Annotated in this window: 21 protein-coding genes and 1 riboswitch; of the genes, 7 read left to right on the forward strand and 14 right to left on the reverse strand. The window is 71.4% G+C overall.

Annotated features, from left to right (window positions below; translation table 11 throughout):
* Positions 1–7 precede the first annotated feature (7 nt).
* The 3 genes from MJ607_RS18545 to MJ607_RS18555 all read right to left on the reverse strand — a co-directional run bounded on the left by MJ607_RS18545 (position 8) and on the right by MJ607_RS18555 (position 5128).
* On the reverse strand, positions 8–2029 hold the full coding sequence (locus MJ607_RS18545; protein ID WP_243077115.1) for a sigma-70 family RNA polymerase sigma factor: 2022 nt from the start codon (positions 2027–2029) through the stop codon (positions 8–10).
* 409 nt (positions 2030–2438) lie between these two features.
* The gene (gene nagA, locus MJ607_RS18550) at positions 2439–3593 is read right to left on the reverse strand and encodes an N-acetylglucosamine-6-phosphate deacetylase (RefSeq protein ID WP_243077116.1); all 1155 of its coding nucleotides are present in this window, start codon (positions 3591–3593) and stop codon (positions 2439–2441) included.
* A complete protein-coding gene (locus MJ607_RS18555) occupies positions 3590–5128 on the reverse strand; it encodes a beta-N-acetylhexosaminidase (RefSeq protein ID WP_243077117.1) in 1539 nt (512 codons plus the stop codon). The genes nagA and MJ607_RS18555 overlap by 4 nt, the downstream gene beginning before the upstream one ends.
* A 170-nt stretch (positions 5129–5298) precedes the next feature.
* Positions 5299–5383: riboswitch (ZMP/ZTP riboswitch) on the forward strand.
* A 55-nt stretch (positions 5384–5438) separates the two neighbouring features.
* On the opposite strand from MJ607_RS18555, the gene glyA reads away from it, so the two are divergent.
* Both glyA and MJ607_RS18565 read left to right on the forward strand, forming a co-directional pair.
* Entirely contained in the window at positions 5439–6713 is a 1275-nt protein-coding gene (glyA, locus tag MJ607_RS18560) for a serine hydroxymethyltransferase (RefSeq protein WP_243077118.1), read from the forward strand.
* 111 nt (positions 6714–6824) lie between these two features.
* Positions 6825–7706 carry a bifunctional methylenetetrahydrofolate dehydrogenase/methenyltetrahydrofolate cyclohydrolase gene (locus MJ607_RS18565; RefSeq protein ID WP_243077119.1) on the forward strand — a complete coding sequence of 294 codons (882 nt, stop codon included), beginning with the start codon at positions 6825–6827 and terminating at the stop codon, positions 7704–7706.
* A 26-nt stretch (positions 7707–7732) separates the two neighbouring features.
* Here the strand turns inward: MJ607_RS18565 and MJ607_RS18570 are convergent, their stop codons facing one another.
* The 9 genes from MJ607_RS18570 to MJ607_RS18610 all read right to left on the reverse strand — a co-directional run bounded on the left by MJ607_RS18570 (position 7733) and on the right by MJ607_RS18610 (position 14579).
* Positions 7733–8347: a class F sortase gene (locus tag MJ607_RS18570; protein ID WP_243077120.1), complete on the reverse strand. Its 615-nt coding sequence runs from the start codon at positions 8345–8347 to the stop codon at positions 7733–7735.
* 44 nt (positions 8348–8391) lie between these two features.
* Positions 8392–9222 carry a DUF4397 domain-containing protein gene (locus tag MJ607_RS18575; protein ID WP_243077121.1) on the reverse strand — a complete coding sequence of 277 codons (831 nt, stop codon included), beginning with the start codon at positions 9220–9222 and terminating at the stop codon, positions 8392–8394.
* A 170-nt stretch (positions 9223–9392) separates the two neighbouring features.
* On the reverse strand, positions 9393–10127 hold the full coding sequence (locus MJ607_RS18580; protein WP_279234888.1) for an amino acid ABC transporter ATP-binding protein: 735 nt from the start codon (positions 10125–10127) through the stop codon (positions 9393–9395).
* Positions 10124–10999, reverse strand: a complete 876-nt coding sequence (locus MJ607_RS18585) for an amino acid ABC transporter permease (protein WP_243077122.1) — start codon at positions 10997–10999, stop codon at positions 10124–10126. Before MJ607_RS18585 ends, MJ607_RS18580 begins: the two co-directional genes overlap by 4 nt.
* A gap of 52 nt (positions 11000–11051) precedes the next feature.
* Positions 11052–11903: an ABC transporter substrate-binding protein gene (locus MJ607_RS18590; RefSeq protein ID WP_243077123.1), complete on the reverse strand. Its 852-nt coding sequence runs from the start codon at positions 11901–11903 to the stop codon at positions 11052–11054.
* Between the two features lie 142 nt (positions 11904–12045).
* The gene (locus MJ607_RS18595; RefSeq protein ID WP_243077124.1) at positions 12046–12588 is read right to left on the reverse strand and encodes a hypothetical protein; all 543 of its coding nucleotides are present in this window, start codon (positions 12586–12588) and stop codon (positions 12046–12048) included.
* Between the two features lie 50 nt (positions 12589–12638).
* Positions 12639–13283: an NAD(P)H-dependent oxidoreductase gene (locus tag MJ607_RS18600; RefSeq protein WP_243077125.1), complete on the reverse strand. Its 645-nt coding sequence runs from the start codon at positions 13281–13283 to the stop codon at positions 12639–12641.
* Positions 13280–13726: a MarR family winged helix-turn-helix transcriptional regulator gene (locus MJ607_RS18605; RefSeq protein ID WP_243077126.1), complete on the reverse strand. Its 447-nt coding sequence runs from the start codon at positions 13724–13726 to the stop codon at positions 13280–13282. The genes MJ607_RS18600 and MJ607_RS18605 overlap by 4 nt, the downstream gene beginning before the upstream one ends.
* Positions 13727–13781: 55 nt before the next feature.
* Positions 13782–14579: a transglutaminase family protein gene (locus MJ607_RS18610; protein ID WP_243077127.1), complete on the reverse strand. Its 798-nt coding sequence runs from the start codon at positions 14577–14579 to the stop codon at positions 13782–13784.
* Positions 14580–14682: 103 nt separating this feature from the next.
* Between MJ607_RS18610 and MJ607_RS18615 the strand changes: the two genes are divergently transcribed.
* Both MJ607_RS18615 and MJ607_RS20280 read left to right on the forward strand, forming a co-directional pair.
* On the forward strand, positions 14683–15336 hold the full coding sequence (locus MJ607_RS18615; RefSeq protein ID WP_243077128.1) for an FMN-dependent NADH-azoreductase: 654 nt from the start codon (positions 14683–14685) through the stop codon (positions 15334–15336).
* A gap of 236 nt (positions 15337–15572) precedes the next feature.
* Entirely contained in the window at positions 15573–16247 is a 675-nt protein-coding gene (locus MJ607_RS20280) for a LuxR C-terminal-related transcriptional regulator (RefSeq protein ID WP_243077129.1), read from the forward strand.
* 42 nt (positions 16248–16289) lie between these two features.
* Here the strand turns inward: MJ607_RS20280 and MJ607_RS18625 are convergent, their stop codons facing one another.
* Positions 16290–16538, reverse strand: coding sequence for a hypothetical protein (locus tag MJ607_RS18625; protein WP_243077130.1), 249 nt, complete (start codon positions 16536–16538; stop codon positions 16290–16292).
* A gap of 132 nt (positions 16539–16670) precedes the next feature.
* Here MJ607_RS18625 and MJ607_RS18630 point away from each other — a divergent pair, with 132 nt between their 5' ends.
* Positions 16671–17324, forward strand: a complete 654-nt coding sequence (locus MJ607_RS18630; RefSeq protein ID WP_243077131.1) for a hypothetical protein — start codon at positions 16671–16673, stop codon at positions 17322–17324.
* Positions 17325–17456: 132 nt separating this feature from the next.
* Entirely contained in the window at positions 17457–17843 is a 387-nt protein-coding gene (locus tag MJ607_RS18635) for an MmcQ/YjbR family DNA-binding protein (protein ID WP_243077132.1), read from the forward strand.
* Positions 17844–17886: 43 nt separating this feature from the next.
* Here MJ607_RS18635 and MJ607_RS18640 read toward each other — a convergent pair whose 3' ends face one another.
* The gene (locus MJ607_RS18640) at positions 17887–19539 is read right to left on the reverse strand and encodes a thiamine pyrophosphate-binding protein (RefSeq protein ID WP_243077133.1); all 1653 of its coding nucleotides are present in this window, start codon (positions 19537–19539) and stop codon (positions 17887–17889) included.
* 146 nt (positions 19540–19685) lie between these two features.
* Here MJ607_RS18640 and MJ607_RS18645 point away from each other — a divergent pair, with 146 nt between their 5' ends.
* Positions 19686–20003: a hypothetical protein gene (locus tag MJ607_RS18645; protein ID WP_243077134.1), complete on the forward strand. Its 318-nt coding sequence runs from the start codon at positions 19686–19688 to the stop codon at positions 20001–20003.
* The last annotated feature ends 10 nt before the right edge of the window (positions 20004–20013 follow it).

Genomic DNA, 20013 nt, shown 5'->3' on the forward strand with positions numbered 1-20013 from the left:
GGAGCGCTCAGGGCTTGACGTTGCCGTTCGCGTTGCCGTTCGCGTTGCCGTTTCCGTTGGCGTTTCCGTTCGCGGCGCCGTTCCCCGCGCCGTTGGCGTTCCCCTTGCCGCCCGAGGCGGTCTCATCGCCGGCCCCGGGGGCGCTGCCCTGCGTCGCGCCGCTGCCGCCTGCCGCACCGTTCCCGCTGGCGGCGCCGTTGCCGCTGTTCCCGGTCGTCCCGTTGCCGTTGTTCCCCGTGCTGCCGTTGCCGTTGTTCCCGGTACTGCCGTTGCCGTTGCCGTTGTTCCCGGCGTTGCCGTTCCCGTTATTCCCCGCGTTGCCGTTCCCGTTGTTCCCCGTGTTCGCAGCGCCGTTGCCCGTGCCGCCTGTCGCGGGCGTGCTCGGGTGCGTGGGCTTCATGGCGGCGAGGATCGGGGCGAGATCCGCGAGGTCGCTGAGTCGCAGGCTCAGAGCCGTGCCGATCTCGTCGCCGGCGCGGTATCGCAGCTGCACGCGGGCATCGGATGTGACGTTGCCGTAGTTGGGCAGGATCGCGGCGGAGCCGCTGCCGTCGCCGTCGAGGAAGGCCGCGGACTGCACGGCGCCGTTGAGCAGCACTTCGACCATGGCGTTGGGCGCACCCGAGACGGCGAGCGTGAAGATCGGCTGCGTGCCGTCGACGGCGACGCTGGCACTCGCGAGCGCGGGCGTTCCCGACGGCAGGGCGCTCCCGCCCGAGCCGCCGGCCTCCGCGGCGTCGGTGCCCTCCCCCGTCGGGGTCGCGAGCGGGTCGATCACGCCCGCGCCTGCGGCATCCTCCGAGCCTTCGGCCATGCTGACGGCGCCGACCGAGAGCTCGGATTCCGGGGCGGAGGCGGGCGTCGCGAGCGATGCCGTCACCGACGATCCGACGATGACGACGGTCGCCGCGGCGACGCCGATGATCGTGCCGATGCCGCCGAAGATCCCGCCGCCCGCCGCAGTCGCGGCTCCGACTCCTGTAGCCACGGCGCCGGCGCTCGCCGTGCCGCCTGCGGCGGCCGCGGACGACGCCGCCGCCGCCGAGCCGCTCGCGGCGGACCCGGCCGCGCCGCTCGTCGCGGACGACCCGCCCGTGAGCCCCGCTCCCGATCCGCCCGTCGTCGCCATCGCGGGTGCGGCGAGCGGCGCGAGCGCCGACGCGGCGTTCGCACCGGCTCCCGCGGCGAGGGCGATGATGGGCGCCCCGCCGCCTTGGAGCGTCGCGAGGTATCCCGCGGCGCCGACGGCGCCGAGCGTGAGCGGCAGCAGCACGAGGGCGAGGCGACTCGACACGGCTTTGGCCTCGGCGGCCACGATCGTGCAGCGCGGGCACTCCGCGAGGTGCTCCTCGACCTTGCGCAGGTCGCGGCGCGCGAGCGTCTCGCGGGCGTGGGCGCCCAGGTGCTCGATCGCCCACTGGCAGTCGGACCCGTCGAGGACCGACTGCAGGTGCGCCTGGATCCACGCTTCGCGCAGCCCTTCGCGCGCGCGGAAGGCGAGCTGCGCGACGGCCGTCGCCCGGATGCCGAGCAGCGGCGCGATCTCGGCAGGCTTCATCTGCTCGATCTCGGTGTACCAGAGCACCTCCTGCCAGCGCGTGGGGAGGCTCCGGAACGCGCGATGCGTCAGGCTGCGGTCGAGCGCCGCCTCGGTCGCCTCGTCGCTCGTCGCGGGGTCCTCGATCGTGTCGAGCAGGTCGACCGTCTGCTCGTGCGAGGACCGCCCCCACGCTGCGGCGGTGTTGCGGATGCTCGTGAAGAGGTAGGCGCGGAACGAACCCGTCGGGCCGCCTCCGCGGAGGATCGACTGGTAGATGCGCGCGTACGCCTCCTGCACGAGGTCGTCGGGGTCGATGCTCGAGCTGATGGCGCGCGCGACGGCGATCCCCGAGCGGTAATGCCGGTACCACAGCTCGCCGAAGGCTGCCTTGTCGCCGGAGCGCGTCAGCAACACGAGGTCGGCGTCGGCCCGGTCGGGAACGTCCTCCTCGTCGAGGGCGGTGGGGCCGGAATCGTCAATGGTCGTCACGATGCAGTGGATCTTTCCGGGGGCGTCAGCACGCCCCAAGTCGGCGCCGACCATCCCCCAATTCCTCCCATTGTCTGCGGTTTTCGCGATTCGTGCCACGTCCGGCGGATTCGTTCAGAAAAAAGTCCAGAACCCGCGTAATAGATCCGCAATACGCGCGTCTCATATGCAGGAGACATTGCCCGCTCCCTTCCCGGGAGATACCCGCGGGCACGACGACACGAGGACCGGAACGCCTCGAGTCGTCCGCGGGAGGAGAGACACCGGGGGGAGGCTTCTCCGCCCCGCAACTCTCCCGGGAATCTGCGGCCGTTGCATCTTGGGGATGCAACGGCCGCATTCCATCTGCCCGCGCAGCGCGGCGCATCCGCCCCCAGCCGACGCCGCCTTCCGGCGCGGCGGACAGCGATCAGACGCGCTCGCCGCTGAACCACACGGCGCGGACATCGAGCTCGGACGAGAGCAGCACGGCATCCGCGAGCGTCCCGGCTGCGAGACCGCCGAGGTCCGCCCCGCGCCCGATCGCGCGCGCGGGCACGGTGCTGAGCGCCGCGACGGCGTCCGCGAGCGGCACGCCCGCCTGCACGGCGAGGCGGAGTGCGGCATCCTGCGTCAGTGTCGACCCTGCGATCGCGCCGCCCTCCGCGAGCCGCGCGACGCCGCCTGTGACGTCCACCGCGAGGGATCCGAGCTCGTAGTGGCCGTCAGCGGCGCCTGCCGCCGCCATCGCGTCCGTCACGAGCGCGACCCGGCCGGGCGCGGCCGCGAACGCGATGCGGACGATCTCGGGATCGAGGTGCACGCCGTCGGCGATGATCTCGAGGGTCACGCGGTGGTCGGATGCCGCAGCCCCGACGGGTCCCGGATCGCGGTGGTTCAACGGGGCCATCGCGTTGAAGGCGTGCGTCAGGATCGTCGCGCCGGCGTCGAACGCCGCGCGGGACTGCGCGGCATCGGCGGAGGTGTGGCCGACGGCCGCCGCGGCGCCCGCCGCCACGACGGCGCGGATCGCCTCGATCCCTCCCGGCAGCTCGGGCGCGAGCGTCACCTGCCGCACGGTGCCGCGGCCCGCGGCGAGGAGGCGCTCGACGTCGGTGAGAACGGGTGCCCTCAGCAGCGACGGGTCGTGCGCGCCCTTGCGTGCGAGGTCGAGGAAGGGGCCTTCGAGGTGCGAGCCGAGGATGTCGGCGTCGGTGGCGACGAGGTCGGCGACCATCGCAGCCCGCCGCTCGAGGGTCTCGAGAGGCGCCGTCACGAGCGAGACGACGGCGCGCGTCGTGCCGTGCGCGCGATGCAGGGCCCGTGCGGTGCGGATCGCGTCGGGTCCGTCGTCGTACGAGGCGCCCGCCCCGCCGTGCCCGTGGATGTCGATGAAGCCTGGCGTCAGGATCGCGCCGGGGCCGGCGAGCGCCGTCGCGTCGACGGAGGCCGCGGCATCCGCTCCGTGCTGCCAGTCCGCGCCCGTGCCGGTCTCGACGACGCGTCCGTCCGCGAAGCGCACCCAGGCGTCCTCGACGATGCGGTCGCCGTCGACGAGCCGGACCGAGTGGACGACGGTGCTCATTCGCTGGCCCAGGGGATCTCGGAGGACGCCTGGAAGCCGATGCCCAGACGGGTCCAGAGTGGGCCCAGCCCGCCGACACGCGTGCGGAACGACTCCCACGTGCGCAGGTCGCTGTCGGCGGCCGGGGGTGACCATGCCGCTTCGGCCGCCGCCGCGATGCGGGGGAAGGCGAGCTCGTCGATGTCGCTCAGATCACGGACCGTCTCGGTCCACATAGGCGCCTCGACGCCGAGGATGTCGGCCTCGCCGACGCCCGGGACGATGTCGGCGGGCTCCCACGCGTAGGCCCGTTCGACGCTCGTGGGGCCGTTCGCCCACGTCAGGCCGAGCCGCGCGTCGGGGGCGTACTTCATGTCGAGGTAGATCGCGTCGGCGGGCGAGAGGATCACCTGCGCGCCGCGCCGCACGAAAGCGCGGGTCTTCTCGTCCATGCCGTCGGTCGGCGTCGTGAAACCCCAGTACTGGCCGATCGTGTCGGGGTGCAGACCCGCCGCGGCGCCCGCCTCGTGCCACGCGACGGGCGTCTTGCCGAGGTCAGCGATGATGGTCGACGCGCGCTCCACGAACAGCGCGAAGTCCTCCGGCGCCGTGCCGAGGGCCTCGTCGCCGCCGAGGTGCAGATACGGTCCCGGCGTCAGTGCCGCGAGCTCGCCGAAGACGTCGGCGACGAAGTCGTACGTCGCCTCGTCGTGGATCCGCAGCGACGAGAAGCCGACGGCCATCCCCTCGTACGGCTCGCCCGCCGTCGGCATCCCGCCGCCGAAGGCCTCGACGACGTCGGTGATGTGCGTCGACAGCACGGGCGCCTCGGCGAGCTCGGGATAGGCCAGCCCCACCGCGTGCGTGTGACCGGGCATGTCGATCTCGGGAACGACGATCATGTGGCGGGATGCCGCATACGCGACGATCTCGCGGTACTGCTCGGCCGTGTAGAAGCCGCCCGGGTCGCCGCCGACCGACGTGCCCGAGGCGAACTCGGTGAGCTTCGGCCGCGAGCGCAGCTCGAGCCGCCACCCCTGATCGTCGGTGAGGTGCAGGTGCAGCGCGTTGAACTTGAGCCCCGCGGCGCGGTCGATGTAGGCCTTCACCGTCCCGACCGGCTGGAAGTGGCGCGCGACGTCGAGCATGACTCCGCGGTACGCGAAGCGCGGGGCATCGTCGATCCGGACGGCCGGCAGGCTCCATGCGTCGCCGTCGCGGGCGATGAGCTGCACGAGGGTCTGGACGCCGTAGAAGAGGCCCGCGGCGTCGGCGCCGGTCACGACGACGGATGCCGCCTCGACCGTGAGGCGGTACGACTCGGCGGTGCCGCCCTCAGCATCAGCCGACGCGTCGATCCGCAGGTCGATCGAGGGGCCGCCGGATGCCGCGTCGCCCGCCGACTCGAGGGCCAGGCCCGTCCGGGCCTCGACGAGCGCGCGGAGCGTGGCGGCGGAATCCGGATCTCCCGAGACGACAGCCGAAGCGAGCGGGAACGGGCCCGACGGCGAAGGCTGGAGCGAACGGGGGACCGGGACGACGGCGAGGGGCGACATGGTGTCTCCATTCTTCTCGCCGGCCCTGCGCGATACCTGGGCGGCGATGGATCCGCGGCGTGGCAGCCCGCGACGGCGGTGTCGTCGTCGACTGCAAGTGTAAGGATCCCTAACAAAAGGCGTGACAAGCCTATCAGTGCGCGCGGGCGGGGGAGCGTCATCCGTTATGCTCGAACCGTCGCGACTGGCGTTGAGGTGGGCAACCACCGGGGAGCGACCGACAACGGCATCCGACCGCACGCCTGGGCCGGAGCGATTCCCGGCACCCTCGCGCGCCGCACCCCGAACAGCCGTCGTCAAGGAGATCGTCATGACCGATCGTTATTTCAACGCCCCGCTCGCCGAGATCGACCCCGAGATCGCGCAGGTGCTCGACCGAGAGCTCGACCGCCAGCGCGGATACCTCGAGATGATCGCGTCCGAGAACTTCGTGCCCGTCTCCGTGCTGCAGTCGCAGGGCTCGGTCCTGACGAACAAGTACGCCGAGGGCTACCCGGGCCGTCGCTACTACGGCGGCTGCGAAGAGGTCGACGTCGCGGAAGAGCTCGCGATCGCGCGCGCCAAGGAGCTGTTCGGCGCGAAGTTCGCCAATGTCCAGCCGCACTCGGGCGCGACCGCGAACGCCGCCGTGCTGCACGCCATCGCGCGCCCCGGCGACACGCTGCTGGGCCTCTCGCTCGACCAGGGCGGCCACCTCACGCACGGCATGAAGATCAACTTCTCGGGCCGCCTCTACAACATCGTCGCGTACGGCGTCGACCCCGAGACCTCGATCATCGACATGGACGAGGTGCACCGCCTCGCCGTCGAGCACAAGCCGAAGGTCATCATCGCGGGCTGGTCGGCGTACCCCCGCCAGCTCGACTTCGCCCGCTTCCGTGCGATCGCCGACGAGGTCGGCGCGCTCCTGTGGGTCGACATGGCCCACTTCGCGGGTCTCGTCGCGGCGGGCGTCCACCCGTCGCCCATCCCGCACGCGCACGTCGTCTCGTCGACCGTGCACAAGACGATCGGCGGACCCCGCTCGGGCTTCATCCTCACCAACGACGAAGACCTCGCGAAGAAGATCAACACGGCTGTCTTCCCGGGGCAGCAGGGCGGCCCGCTCATGCACGTCATCGCGGCGAAGGCCACGGCGTTCAAGCTCGCCGGCACCCCCGAGTTCAAGGAGCGCCAGGAGCGCGTCCTGCGCGGCGCGCACCTCATCGCCGAGCGGCTCTCGCAGCCCGACGTCGAGGCCGCCGGCATCTCGGTGCGCTCGGGCGGCACCGACGTGCACCTCGTGCTCGTCGACCTGCGCAACGCCGAGATCGACGGCAAGCAGGCCGAAGACCTGCTGCACGAGATCCACATCACGGTCAACCGCAATGCCGTGCCGAACGACCCGCGCCCGCCGCTCGTGACCTCGGGCCTGCGCATCGGCACGCCCGCGCTCGCGACGCGCGGCTTCGGGGACGCCGAGTTCGCCGAGGTCGCCGACGTCATCGCGCTCGCGCTCCTGCCGGGCGCCGACCTGCCCGCACTGCGCGCCCGCGTCGCGACGCTGGCCGACGCCTTCCCGCTGTACCCCGGCCTGCAGCACTGACCGCTGTTTGCGGCATCCCGTGGCATCGAAGCAGGGGATCTCGCCGACGCGGGTGAGCATGACTCCCCGCCTCGGCAGGATCCCCTGTCTCGGCGAGATCAAGGACGAGAAATGACGGCACAGAAGCTCGACGGCCGCGCGGCAGCGGCCGAGATCAAGGCGGAGCTCAAGGTCCGCGTCGAGGCCCTCGCGGCGCGCGGGATCACACCGGGCATCGCGACGGTGCTCGTCGGCGCCGATCCCGCGTCGCAGCTGTACGTGGGCATGAAGCACCGCGAGTCCGAGGCGATCGGGATGAACTCGATCCAGCGCGAACTGCCGGCCGACGCGACCCAGGAAGACGTCGAGGCCCTCATCGACGAGCTGAACGCCGACCCGTCCTGCCACGGGTACATCGTGCAGCTGCCGCTGCCCAAGCACCTCGACACGGACGCCGTCCTCGAGCGCATCGACCCCGCGAAGGACGCCGACGGCCTGCACCCGACCAACCTCGGGCGCCTCGTGCTCAACGTCAACGCGCCGATCACGACTCCGCTGCCCTGCACGCCCCGCGGCGTCATCGAGCTCCTCGTGCGCAACGGCTACGATCTCGCCGGCAAGCACGTCGTCGTCGTCGGCCGCGGCGTCACGATCGGCCGCTCGGTCGGGCTGCTGCTCACGCGCCGCGAGTACAACGCGACGGTGACGCTCACCCACACGGGCACGACCGACCTCGGTGCGCACCTGCGCGAGGCCGACGTCATCGTCGCTGCGGCGGGTGTCAGGCACATCGTCCGCGCGGAGGACGTCAAGCCCGGGGCCGCCGTCCTCGACGTCGGCGTGACGCGCGAGAGCGACCCCGAGACGGGCAAGCACAAGGTCTACGGCGATGTTCATCCGGATGTCGCAGAGGTCGCCGGCTTCCTCTCGCCGAACCCCGGCGGCGTCGGCCCGATGACGGTCGCGCTGCTCATGACGAACGTCGTCGAGGCCGCGGAGCGCGCCGCCGGCTGACCCCGGAGTCGCCGGCAGATCGCGTGCTACCGCGGGGTCGCGACGGCGACCACGTTGTCGCGGTAGTGTCCCGTCGAGCTGTCGAACGGGCCGCCGCACGTGATGATGACGAGCGCGGGAGCACCCGTGCGCGCGAACAGGTCGGAGGTCGGCAGGGCCGACTTCTCGTAGTACGTGAGCGAGTCCACGGCGTAGGTCCTGGTCGAGCCGTCCGCGGCCTCGACGACGACGGGTGATCCGATCGGCACGTCCCGCAGGCGCGCGAGCGGGCCGATCGGATAGTCGATCGCGTCGACATGCGCCGCGAGCACGACGTGTCCGCCCGTCGCCGCCGCATCCGGCCCGTACCGGTACCATCCGGCGATCGCGGGGTCGACCGGCAGTTCCATCTGCCCGGTCGGCTCGACGCCCACGGGCGTGACGGTCATGTCGACCCCGAGCGCTTCGATCACGAGCCGCGACGGCGCGATCGTCGCGACGGGCGGCGGCACCTCGGCGGAGGTGACGGGCACATCGACAGCCGCGGTGGGCGGTGCGGGCGCCGAGGTGGATGCCGCGGGCGACGGCGGGACCGCCGTCGGGACCGCCTGTCCGCACGCGGCGAGGCACGCCGCGAGGACGGTTCCGACGAGCGCAGCCACTGCGGACCGCTGCCGTCGGTGCCCTCGCGGCGTGCCGCCGCGCATCAGCGGCGCGACTCCTGCCGGCGCCGCGCGCCGATTCCTGCCATCGCGGCCAGCGCGATCACGACGGCCCCGACCGCGCCGATCCCGACCATGGTCGTGACGGAGTCACGCTGGGCGAGGTATCCGGCGGTTCCCGACGGCACTCCGCCGGGGTTGGAGTGCCCCACTGTGACGGACTGCACGGCGAGGGCGAGATTGTCGTCCTCGGCGCTGCCCCACGCGTACACGATGGTCAGCACGCCGTCCTGGATCGGGACATCCGCAGGCCCGAGGACGGGTTCCGTGGTGCCGGCGAGGGCGACGGATGCCGCGACCGTGCCGACGGGCAGGTTGAGCGTCTGCTCGTTCGGGTTCGTCAGGCCTTCGATGACGGGGGAGCCGCCCGCCAGGATGTCGACGGCCGGAGCCGCGGCGATGTGGCGCACCGTGAGCCGGCCCTGACCCGCGGCGGTCGTCGCGATGTCGTTCTGGAACAGCTTGAGCGACGGCGCGCCCGCCTCGCTCAGGTAGGCGGCGGCCGTGTAGTTCGCGCCCGCGGCGAGGGTGAGCGTCACCGGCCCGAGGACCGGCGAGCTCGCGTCGGCTGCATCGGGAGCCGTGAGCGCCACCTCGTAGTCGCCCGCGGGAAGCTCGAGCGGACCCGCGAGGTCACCGGGCCGGAAATCGTCGAGCGTGCGCTCGCCGTTGACGTACACGTCGACCGGAGTATCCGGGATGCCGTGCAGCACGGAGAGCTGCGCGGAACCGCTCGTCTCCGCGGATGCGGGAGCGGCGAAGCCGAGGGCGGCGATGAGGCCGACCACGAGGCCGGCGGCTGCTGTCTTGCGCACTGTCTTCCTCCTTTGTCGTCGAGCGATCGGTGACCGCCCTTCAAGGGTGCTTTCCGGGAGGAACGCCGCCTTGGATGCACGTCGGGCGGAATCGCCGCGATCGCGGGGCGCCGGCGCGCCGCCTCGCGCCGCTCGCTCGAGGACAGGTGGGGCGCCGCTCGACGGCCGGGTCAGGCGGTGAAGCGGGCGAGGAATGCGCGTGTGCGCTCCTGGCGCGGGGCGCCGAACACCTCGGCGGGCGGACCCTGCTCGAGGATGCGGCCCGCGTCGAGGAAGACGACGCGGTCGGCGACGTCGCGCGCGAAGGCCATCTCATGCGTCGCCATGACGATCGTCATGCCGTCGTCGGCGAGCGCGCGGACGAGATCGAGTACTTCGCCCACGAGTTCGGGGTCGAGCGCCGACGTGATCTCGTCCAGGAGCAGCAGGTCGGGCGAGGTCGCGATCGCGCGCGCGATCGCGACGCGCTGCTGCTGCCCGCCCGAGAGCCGGTCGGGGTGCGACGAGGCCTTGTCGGCGAGGCCGACGCGTTCGAGCAGCGCGAGGGCCGCGGCATCCGCCTCCCTCTTCGAGCGCCGGTGGACGTGCCGCAGCGCGAGCGTGATGTTGCCCTGCACTGTGAGGTGCGGGAAGAGGTTGTACTGCTGGAACACGACGCCGATGCGGGCGCGAACCGTGTCGGCGTCGACGCGCGGATCGCTGATGTCGTCGCCGCCCAGCCAGATGCGCCCGTCGTCGATGGGCTCGAGCAGGTTGACGGTGCGCAGCAGCGTCGACTTGCCGGATCCGCTCGCGCCGATGAGCGCGACGACCTCGCCCGCACCGACCTCGAGGTCGATGCCGCGCAGCACCTCATGATCGTCGAAGGACTTCCAGACATCCTCGAGGCGCAGCACGGCGCTCATACGATGCCGCCGACCTGCTCGCGGGCGCGCACGCGGGCCGTGTACCAGTCGGTCAGGCGGATCGTCGGGATCGCGAGCAGAACGAACAGCAGTCCCGCCACGACGTACGGCGTGAAGTCGAAGTACTTCGCCGTCTCGATCTGGGCGGCGCGGACGGCATCCACCGCACCGAGCACCGAGATGAGGCCGACGTCCTTCTGCAGCGCGACGAAGTCGTTCATGAGCGCCGGGGTGACCTTGCGGAACGCCTGCGGCACGACGACGAGCCGCATCGTCTTGGCATGGCTCAGTCCGAGCGACCGCGCCGCCTGGCGCTGCGACGGGTGCACCGCCTCGATGCCCGCGCGGAAGACCTCGGACACGTAGGCCGAATAGGTGAGCGTGAGTGCGACGGTGCCCCAGAAGGCGTACGGCAGGCGCACGGGGATCAGTTCGAGACCCGGGATGCCGAAGCCCACGATGTACAGGACGATGATGAGAGGCATCCCGCGGAAGAGATCCGTGTAGCCCGCCGCGAGCGCGCGCAGCGGCAGCCACACGGGACCGCGCAGGGTGCGGATCGTCGCGATGAGCAACCCGAAGACGAGCACGAGCACCGCCGAGATCGCGAGCACCTGGAGGTTGAGCAGGAACCCCTTCCAGATGCGCGGGAACGCCGCTACCGCGACGTCCCAGTCGAAGAACATCTCGGTGACGCGCGACCAGCCGGGCGTGTTGATCAGCGTCACCCAGACGATCGCGGCGAGCACGAGCGTCGAGATGATCGAGATGACGACCGACTTCGTTCCCTGCCGCTTGCGGAAGGCGCGACGCTCGAGTTCGACCGCGCTGACCTGTCGAACAGGCGGATCGGATGCCGGTGCCAGGGTCATCGGGCCAGGCTAGTCGAGCGGGTGGGCGTGCGATCCGGTCGCCGCCCCGGCCTCACTTCAGGAGCGGGGCGGTGTCGTCGCCGCCGAGCCATTCGGTCGTGATCTCGTCGAGCGTGCCGTCCGCGCGTAGGGCGTCGACGGCCGCCGTGACCTTCGCCGTGAGCGGCGATCCCTTCGCGAGCAGAAGGCCGAACTGGTCGCCCGATGCCCCCTCGGGGTTCGGCAGCTGGCCCACGATGACGCCGTCGCTGAGCTCGGCGCCCGCGATGTAGAAGCCGGTAGGCAGATCGACGACGATCGCGTCGACCTGACCGTTCTCGAGCGCGAGCTTGGCGTCGTCGTTCGTGTTGAACGCCTGCGCGCCCTGCGTCGGCTGGATGACCTCTTCGATCGTCGTGAAGCTCGTCGTGCCGGTCTGCGCGCCGATCAGGAGGTCCTTGAGGTCGGCGATCGAGCTCGCGTCGGCGGCGGGGGAGGAGCCGGTGGTGATGACGACCTGCGTCGTCTCGTAGTACGGCGAGCTGAAGTCGACCGACTGCTTGCGCTCGTCGCTGATCGAGAACTGCTGCAGGTTGAAGTCGAAGTCCTTGGGGCCCGGTGCGATGGCCTCTTCGAAGCTCGTGCGCACCCAGACGACGTCGTCCTCGGCGAAGCCGAGCTGCTCGGCGACCGCGTACGCGACGGCGGCCTCGAAGCCCTCGCCGCTCTCGGGAGCGTCGTCGATGACCCACGGGTAGTACGCGGGCTCGCCCGTCGCGATCGTGACCTTGCCGGGGGTCACCCAGCCGGCGTCGTCGGCCGTGCTCTCGGTGTCGGGCGAGCCGGCGGTCCCCGCGCAGCCGGCGAGGACGAGGGCGGCGGCGATGGATGCTGCGATGAGGGCGGGGCGCAGGGAACGCGACATGGGGGCCTCCGGTGGGGTGGCGCCGTGCTGTCGGCGCGTCTTCATCTTGGTCGGGCGGGCGGCCGGTGCGGCATCCCGCGTCACTTTGTTACAGCGGCGGGGCGGATCTCCGACGAGGAGTGGCGCTCGGGCGGGGAGCGGCTCAGCCGTTGCCGAGCTCGTCGAGCATGCGGCGCTGCTCGGGCGTGAGGCCGTCCTGGACCTCGGCGCGCGTGTCGGCGGCGGGAGGGGCGGCGGCATCCGTCGGTCGCTTCCCGAGCTTCGTCGACGCCTGGTCGTAGAGGGCGTCGGCGCGCGCCTCGAGGCGCGTGTCGATCGCGGCGTAGATCGCCCACGCGATGAGCAGGAAGATCGGCGGCACGAGGTAGCCGAAGAACCAGTTGTGCACCGTGACGCCCGACAGCGCGACGACGATGATCCAGACGACGAGCTCGACGACGAACACGAGGCCGATCTGCACGAGCGTCTCGCCCGCCTTCGTGCGCTGGTGCGCCGACTTGGCCGTCATGCTGCCGAACCACTTGCTGATCAGCGGCTTGAGCCAGATGACGGCGGCTGTGAGGATGACGCTCGCCCACAGAACGCCCCACCCGACGCGGACGCCCGGCGTGAGCAGATCGATCAGCAGCAGCACCGCGAGGTTGAACACGTAAAGCGTCGCGAACCGGACGACCCACTTCTTCATGCGTCTAGATTCGCACGCCGCGGACGCGGACGCCCGCGGCGTGCGCCGATTCAGGCGACGGCGACGGCTTCGCGGGAGCGTGTGACGGATGCCGCGGCATCGCGGCGCCCGAGCCTGCCGGCCTCGGCGACCCACCCCGAGCGCTGCTCGTCCTCGCTGAACCGTACGGGTGTGAACCGTGTGACACCGACCGTCTTGACGCCGCAGTAGCCCAGGATCGCGCGCTTGAGGCTCGTCTCGGCGGCATTGCGGTACGCGAGGCGGTTCCACAGGCGGGGCGAGTCCATGGTCATGACGATGCGGGCCGTGCGCCCCGCCAGCAGCCGCTCCGACAGGGCGCTCTTCGCGCGGTAGCGGAACGCGAAGCCCGAGAGGAACACGCGGTCGATGAACGCCTTGAGCGCCGCGGGGTAGGTGCCCCACCACTGCGGGTGGAAGAACACGATGTGATCGGCCCACCGAACGTCCTCGATATAGGCGGCGACGTCGGCGTCGAGGGGCGTGTCATCGTCGGTGCGGGGCATCCGCAGTTCGTCCCGGTGCGTCGGGTGCCCCGGGATCGGGTCGTTCGCGAGATCGATGACGCGGACGTCGGCGCCGCCGGCCCGCGCGTCGTCGACGTACGCCGTCGCGAGCGAATGGTTGAGACTGCCGGTGATCGGCGTGCCGACGATGACGAGGATGCGAGGGTTCATTGCGGGATTCCCTTTTCTGTGACGAGGACCATGAGTGTTTCGAGCTGACGATTGAGGACGTCCACGTCGATGCCGTCGGCGCCCAGCCGCGGATCGGCGAAAAGCGAGGTGAACTGATCGTCGAGACCGCCGCCGGCCTGCACGACGAGCTGGAGCGCCCGCGGCGTCAGCGTCAGCAGCACGCGGCGGCCGTGGTTCGGGTCGCCTTCTGCGACGATCCAGCCGTCGGCGACGAGCGAGGGGACGCGCTTGCTGACGGCCGCCTTGGTGACGAACAGGCACCGGGCGAGGCTCGTGATGTCGACCGGCTGCAGGTCGGCGACGGCCGCGAGGAACTGGAACTGGCTGAACGTGACTCCGTGCCGGGTCTGCAGCATCTCGTCTGCGTACGCGTCCATGAGCGACACGAGATGGTGCAGGGTGACGGTGATCCGGTCGGCCATGCACAGAGTCAACCTGTTGACATCTTGAATGTCAACAGGTTGACACGAATTCGTCCTACGCGATCGAGACGAGCTCCGTCACGTCGTCGAAAGGCAGCGAGTCCACGACCGCCGAGATCGTCGTCTCGACCAGGTCGGCGCGTCCCGACATCACGTTGAGGAACGCCGTGTCGGCGGCATCCCGTCCCGTCGCGATCCGCACGAGCGAGGCGCGCGGAGCGAGCGCCGTCGCATCGACGACGCACCAGCGTCCGTCGATCCACGCCTCAGCGACGGCATGGAAGTCCATGGGCGCGAGGCCGGGTGCATAGACCGCCGCGAGGCGGGCCGGGATGCCGAGCGCGCGCAGGAACGCGACGCACAGGTGGGAGTAGTCGCGGCACACGCCCTGGCGGTTGAGCAGGGTGCGTACGGCCCCGTCCGTCGGGAGCGACGAGCCCGAGACGTACGCGAGGCGCGTGCCGACCCACGACGACACGGACGCGAGCAGGTCGGCGCCGGTCTGGATGCCGCGGAACTCCGCCGCCGCCGTGGGCAGCAGCGCATCCGACTCGGCGTAGCGGCTCGGCCGCGAGTACGCGAGCAGGTCAGCCTCGGTCGGCTCGTCGGCATCCGCCTGCCCCGCGACGGCGGCGGAGTACTCGACGACGAGCCGGCCGGTTCCCGCCTGGACGCGGTGCAGGCGGGTCCCGTGCGCATCGCTCACCTCTCGCGGCTCGAGGGGAACGCCGTCGAGTCGGACGGTCAGTGACTCGACCGCCGGGATGTGCTGCTCGGCGACGGCTATCGCGAACACGAGGTCGGCGGGGTCGGTGATGTCCAGGACGATGCGGCTCGAGACGTTGCGCTCCATCGGTCCAGCGTCGCACACGGGGGATGAGATAGGGCGAATGCCCGATGCGCGGGGCCGAGTGCGCGTGGTGCGCTTCGACCGGGGACCACCGAAGGGGACGAGAATGAAACTGCTGCACGTCATCGCGAGCCCGAGGCTCGAAGGATCGACGACACTGCGCATCACGGATGCACTGCTGAACGAGCTGGGGTCGCGGCGTCCCGATCTCGAAGTCGAGACGCTGGATCTCTTCCGGTCCGACCTCCCCGCGATCGCGGGCGACAACATCGAGGCCAAGTACACGCTCCTGGCCGGGATGCCGATCGGCCGGGACCATGCGGAGTCCTGGATCGAGATCGAGAACGAGATCGACCGCTTCCGGGCGGCCGATGCCTATGTGATCACGGCGCCGATGTGGAACTTCGGCGTGCCCTACGCGCTCAAGTACTACATCGACTGCCTCGTGCAGCCGGGCTACCTCTTCCGCTTCGACGAGCAGGGCTACCCGCTCCCGATGCTCGAGGGCAAGCGCATGGTCGTCGTCACGTCGTCGGGCAGCGACTACAGCGAGCAGAGCCCGCTGCGATCGCTCGACTTCTTCGAGCCCTACGTGCGCGCGATCTTCGGCTTCGTCGGCATCCGGGACGTGACGTTCATCCGCGCGCACGCCGTCGACATCGCCGCCAACCGCGAGGCGAGCATCGAGCGGGCGCTCGACCAGGCGAAAGAGGTCGCCGCGGACGAGGAGTGGCCGACCTTCGCCCGGTCTGACGCCTGAGATGACGCGCCGCGCGCCGTCGTCGCTACGCTGAGCCCAGCACGCGGCCGGCGCCGTGCGTCGACGTGGAATCCCCCGAGTCCACCGCACTGCCGGCCTGCGGCGCGGCAAGGGGGCCGCGTGGATCTCATGGTTGGTCGCAAGGGTGTGCCGGCGGCGTTCGCGATGTCGGCGATATTCGGCGCGCCGGAAGGAGGGATTGCGCGGATGTCTCGCCCCGCCCGTTCCGGACCCTTGTGAGCCTCGACCACCCCGCCGACGTGCGCGCCGCACGGGGGATGCTCACTACGCGCCACGACGACCTGCTTCGGGACCTCGTCCTGTTCGGCGGGCCGTTCGAACTCGCGGCCGCGACGGCCCTGTGCGGACGGTCGGCCGATGAGGTCGCCGGCGATCTGGCGCGACTCGTCGCTGCCGGCCTCATCGAGCGCCTCGGCGCCGAGCCCGACTCCACCGAGCCCTCGCGTGACCCGGCCCTGGCGGTGGCCGTCTTCGAGTCGACGGTCGCCTACCGGATGCCGCCCCTCACCCGCGAAGCCGTGCTGGCCGACGCCGGCGAGCACGGTCCGCTGGCTCCGGCACTCGTGGCTTATCTGCACGCGATCGCGCGGAGTGCGGCATCCCGACCGGAAGAACCGCGGATCATCCGGTACCCGTCCACCGTGGGGCAGAGCACGGCGCCGCTCGAGGCGCCCAGGCCCGCCATCACTCCGCGCGAGCGGGACGTGCTTCTCCACCTCGCGACGGGGCGGACGAACAAGGAGATCGCGGTCGCCCTCGGAGTGTCGGTCAAGACGGTGATGCACCACTCGATGGCGATCTACCGCAAGCTCGGCGTGCGCGGTCGCTCCGAGGCGACGGCGTTCGTGTACCGCACGGGCCTGCTCGGCGGCCGCGTCGAGGCGCCGTAGTGCGCGGTCGCACGACCCCGTCTCGGCGTGAGCGTCGAGACGCTAGGCGTCCTCGGCGCTGAGCGGCGTGGACTTCCTGCGCTCGAGCCGCCAGTGGATCTGGTGGGTCTCGGGATGCCGCCACTCGACCATGCGGTACTCGAACCCCGGCAGCAGCACGATCGGGATCGGGTCGGGCGAGGCGGGAGCGACCACGCCGACGACGATCCGGGCGTCGGTCGGGATGAACGGGGACTGTGCGGGGACTGGGCCGGTGATGATCTCGACCGGGTCTCCATAGGGGCGCGCCATGGCACGCGATCCTATCGAACGATCGACACAGCTGCCATGCTCTCTCATTAGAGATGGATTAGAGACCTGTTAGACTATGCAAAGGCGTCGCATTGGGGCGGCGGCCGAAGCAAGAGAAAGTGATACGAAGCCGTGCGCAAGACCATCCTCGGCATCGCAGCCTCCGCTGCGATCGCCATCCCCCTCGTCGTGGGCGGAGCTGCCGACGCAGCCGTCATGTATGACACGACCTGCACCCCCGTCGCCGCCACCGCCTCGACGCTCAAGACGCTGTACAAGTACTCGCCGGTCAAGAGCAGCGAAGGCCCCACGCAGTGGGCGGAGAAGGACGCGCCTGCGGGCACGCCCGCGACGTACGTCGTCAAGGGCAAGAACGTCGCGTACTTCCGCGACGGCACCAAGACGAGCACCGTCGGCGTCGCCGGCACCGAGGCCACGACGTGCGGCGTCAAGCTCAGCGACCCCACGGGAACGCGTGTCAACCTGCCCGACGTGTTCGAGGTCGAGCAGAAGTTCGACGGGCTGACCTACTGGTCGACCCAGGTCGCGGTGACGGTCACGAACGACACCGCCGCCGACCGCGAGTTCCGCATCCGCTATGCCGACCAGCAGGACGGCAACCGCGTCTGGGTCGAGCGCGCGATCTTCACCGATGGGCAGCCGGGTAACGTCGTGCCGACGGGCAGCAGCCGGGTCATGGTGTTCGACGTCTGGTACGACGTCCCGAGCACCACGTCGGATGTCCCTGACGACCTCATCCTCGACTTCGGCTTCGAGCTGGGCTGACCCCCACTCCGCCGCGATCGCAGCCCGTCCCGCCCCGCGGGGCGGGCTGTGCTCGTTCCCGCCGCGGTGGGCGGCTTGTGCACGCCGCCGACACCGCGCGCCGACGTCGGCTGCCCGCCCTAGGCTCGGCTCGTGGCCACCCTCGACGACCTGCGCCGGATCGCGGCGGGACTCCCGGGCAGCGAGGAGCGCGCCACGACGGGCGGTGCGGCGTGGTTCGTGCGTGGAAAGCTCTATGCGTGGGAGTGCCATCCGTGGCCCAGCATCCCCGCCGACATCCGCGCGATCGTCGCGGCCGAGCTCGTCGTCGGGGTGAAGGTCGCAGATCGGGTGGACGCGCTCGCCCTCGTCGAGATGGCGCCCGACGTGTTCCTGCGCACGACGACGAGTTGGGGCGAGCCGAAGGTCGCGTTCCGCATGGCAGGCGTCGACGACGACCACCTCGAGGAGCTGTTCACCGAGGCATGGCGCGTGCAGGCCCCGCGGTATCTGCGGCGCGAGTTCGACGACGCCGGCTGAGACCGGTGGCGCGGGCGACGCCGGCTGAGACCGGCGGCGACGGTCAGGAGTTCACGCGGATGATCTCGCGCTGATAGGGCGCGATGACGGTGGGCGAGATGCGGCAGTCGAGCACGAGGAAGGGACGGGATGCGGCATCCGTCGCCGTCCACTCGGCGAGGCGATCGAGGTCGGCCAATGCCCGCACGACGACGCCCTCGGCGCCGACGGCCGCAGCGAGGCCCGCGAAGTCGACCTCGGGGATGAGCATGGGCGCCTGCGTGACGCCCTTGAGGCCGTAGAGGTTGACCTCGGCGGCATAGGCGCCGTCGTTCCAGACGACGGCGATCCCGCGGCCCGCGGCGACGCGGACGGCCGACTCGAGGTCGGCGAGCGCCATGAGCCCTCCGCCGTCGCCCGTCGTCAGGACGACCGTCGACGACGGCTTCGCGAGCGCGGCGCCGGGCACCGACGGGAAGCCGAGCCCGATGGACTGGTACGCGGTGCCGACCATCATCATGCGGTCGGGGGAGGCGACGGCCCAGTGCATGTTGGCCCAGCCGATGAAGTGCCCGCCGTCCGAGACGACGACGCGGTCGTCCGGGAGCAGCTCTCCGATGCGAGCCGCGATCGACCGGGGGTCGAGGCGCCCGTCGGGTGCTGTGCCGTCGCCGCGCTCGTAGGTCCGCAGCGACGGGACGTCGACGGATTCCCGCCAGCCCGACGGCGTCGCGCCGAGCGCCCACAGCTCGTCGACGAGCGTCTCGGCCACGACCCGAGCGTCGCCGCGCAGATAGCCGCCGACGTGCGGATGGGTCGCGGCGGGCGCGATGTCGACCTGCACGACCCTCGTGCCGGGGGAGAACAGCTCGCCGAACCTCATCGTGAACTGGTTGAGGGACGCCCCGAACACGACCGCGACATCGGCCTCGCGGACGAGGTCCATCGCGCCCTCGGCGCCGAAGCCGCCCGTCACGCCGAGGTCGGACTCGCGCCGCGGGAAGATGCCGCGGCCGAGCGCCGTCGAGGCCGTGACCGCCCCCGTCGCGTCGGCGAGCGCACCGAGGGCGTCACCGGCCCCCGCAACCCACGCGCCGTGACCCGCGAGCAGGAAGGGACGCTCCGCTCCCGCCAGCAGGCGGGCGAGCTCGTGCACCGACTCGGCGGCGAAGGGGCCCGCGGGTGCGAGGGGAGCGGGGAGGACGGGCGCGGGGACCTCCGGCACGGGCCCCGCCTCGCGCGTCGCGACGTCGTACGGGATCGCGAGGACCGTCGGCACCCGGTAGGTGAGGGCGTGCTCGACCGCGATGACGGTCGTGGCAGCGGCATCCGTCCGTCCGACCGTGTACGTGCGCGCACCGACCGCCGACGCGAGGGCGATCTGGTCGACGCCCCATGGGCGGGGCCCCGACGTCGGCTCGTCGCCCACCACGAGGACGAGCGGCACATGGGCCTGCCGCGCCTCGGCGAGCGCCGTGAGGGTGTTCGTGAAGCCCGCGCCGTAGGTCGCGGTTGCGGCCGCGAGGCCCCCGCCCGCGCGGTAGTGCGCGTCGGCGGCGACGACCGCGCCCGCCTCGTGCCGCATCGCGGTGTAGGTAGCGGGCGTCGAGCGCTCGAGCGCGTCGAGGAACCAGGCGTTGCCGTTGCCCATGACTCCGAAGACGTGATCGACGTGGTGGGCGAGGGCGATGGCGACGTGCGCGGAGACGGTGGGCATGGAATCTCCCGGAGACAGTGAACGGATCCGTGGGCCGTGTGTGTCTCGCGCCTGCGCGCTGTGTGCCCCTTTTTCGAGCACCGGCGGGAGCGACCCAGCCGGACACGACGAGTATAGGCAACCCCGCGGCGTGGGAGGATGCCACGGTGAGGACGATTCAGCTCCGCCGGTACACGCTCGTCGAAGGACAGTACGACGCCTTCCTCGCCTGGTGGGAGGAGTGGATGCCGCGCGTGCGGCCCGCCGCGGGGTTCGTGATCGAGTTCGCCTATGGGGTGCGCGAGACGAACGAGTTCGTCTGGGCCGTGAGCGCCGAAGGCGACCAGGAGGCCTTCCTCGCGACCGAGCAGGCCTACCTCGCGTCGGACGCGCGCGCCGAGGCCTTCGCCGGCGTCCCGCAGCGGATCGCGGAGTACAACATCCGCTTCGCCGACGACGTCGCGATCGCGGGCGTCTCGGGCTGAGCCGCGCGGC

The organism is Microbacterium sp. SS28 (assembly GCF_022761035.1).
In the GTDB taxonomy this organism is placed as follows: domain Bacteria; phylum Actinomycetota; class Actinomycetes; order Actinomycetales; family Microbacteriaceae; genus Microbacterium.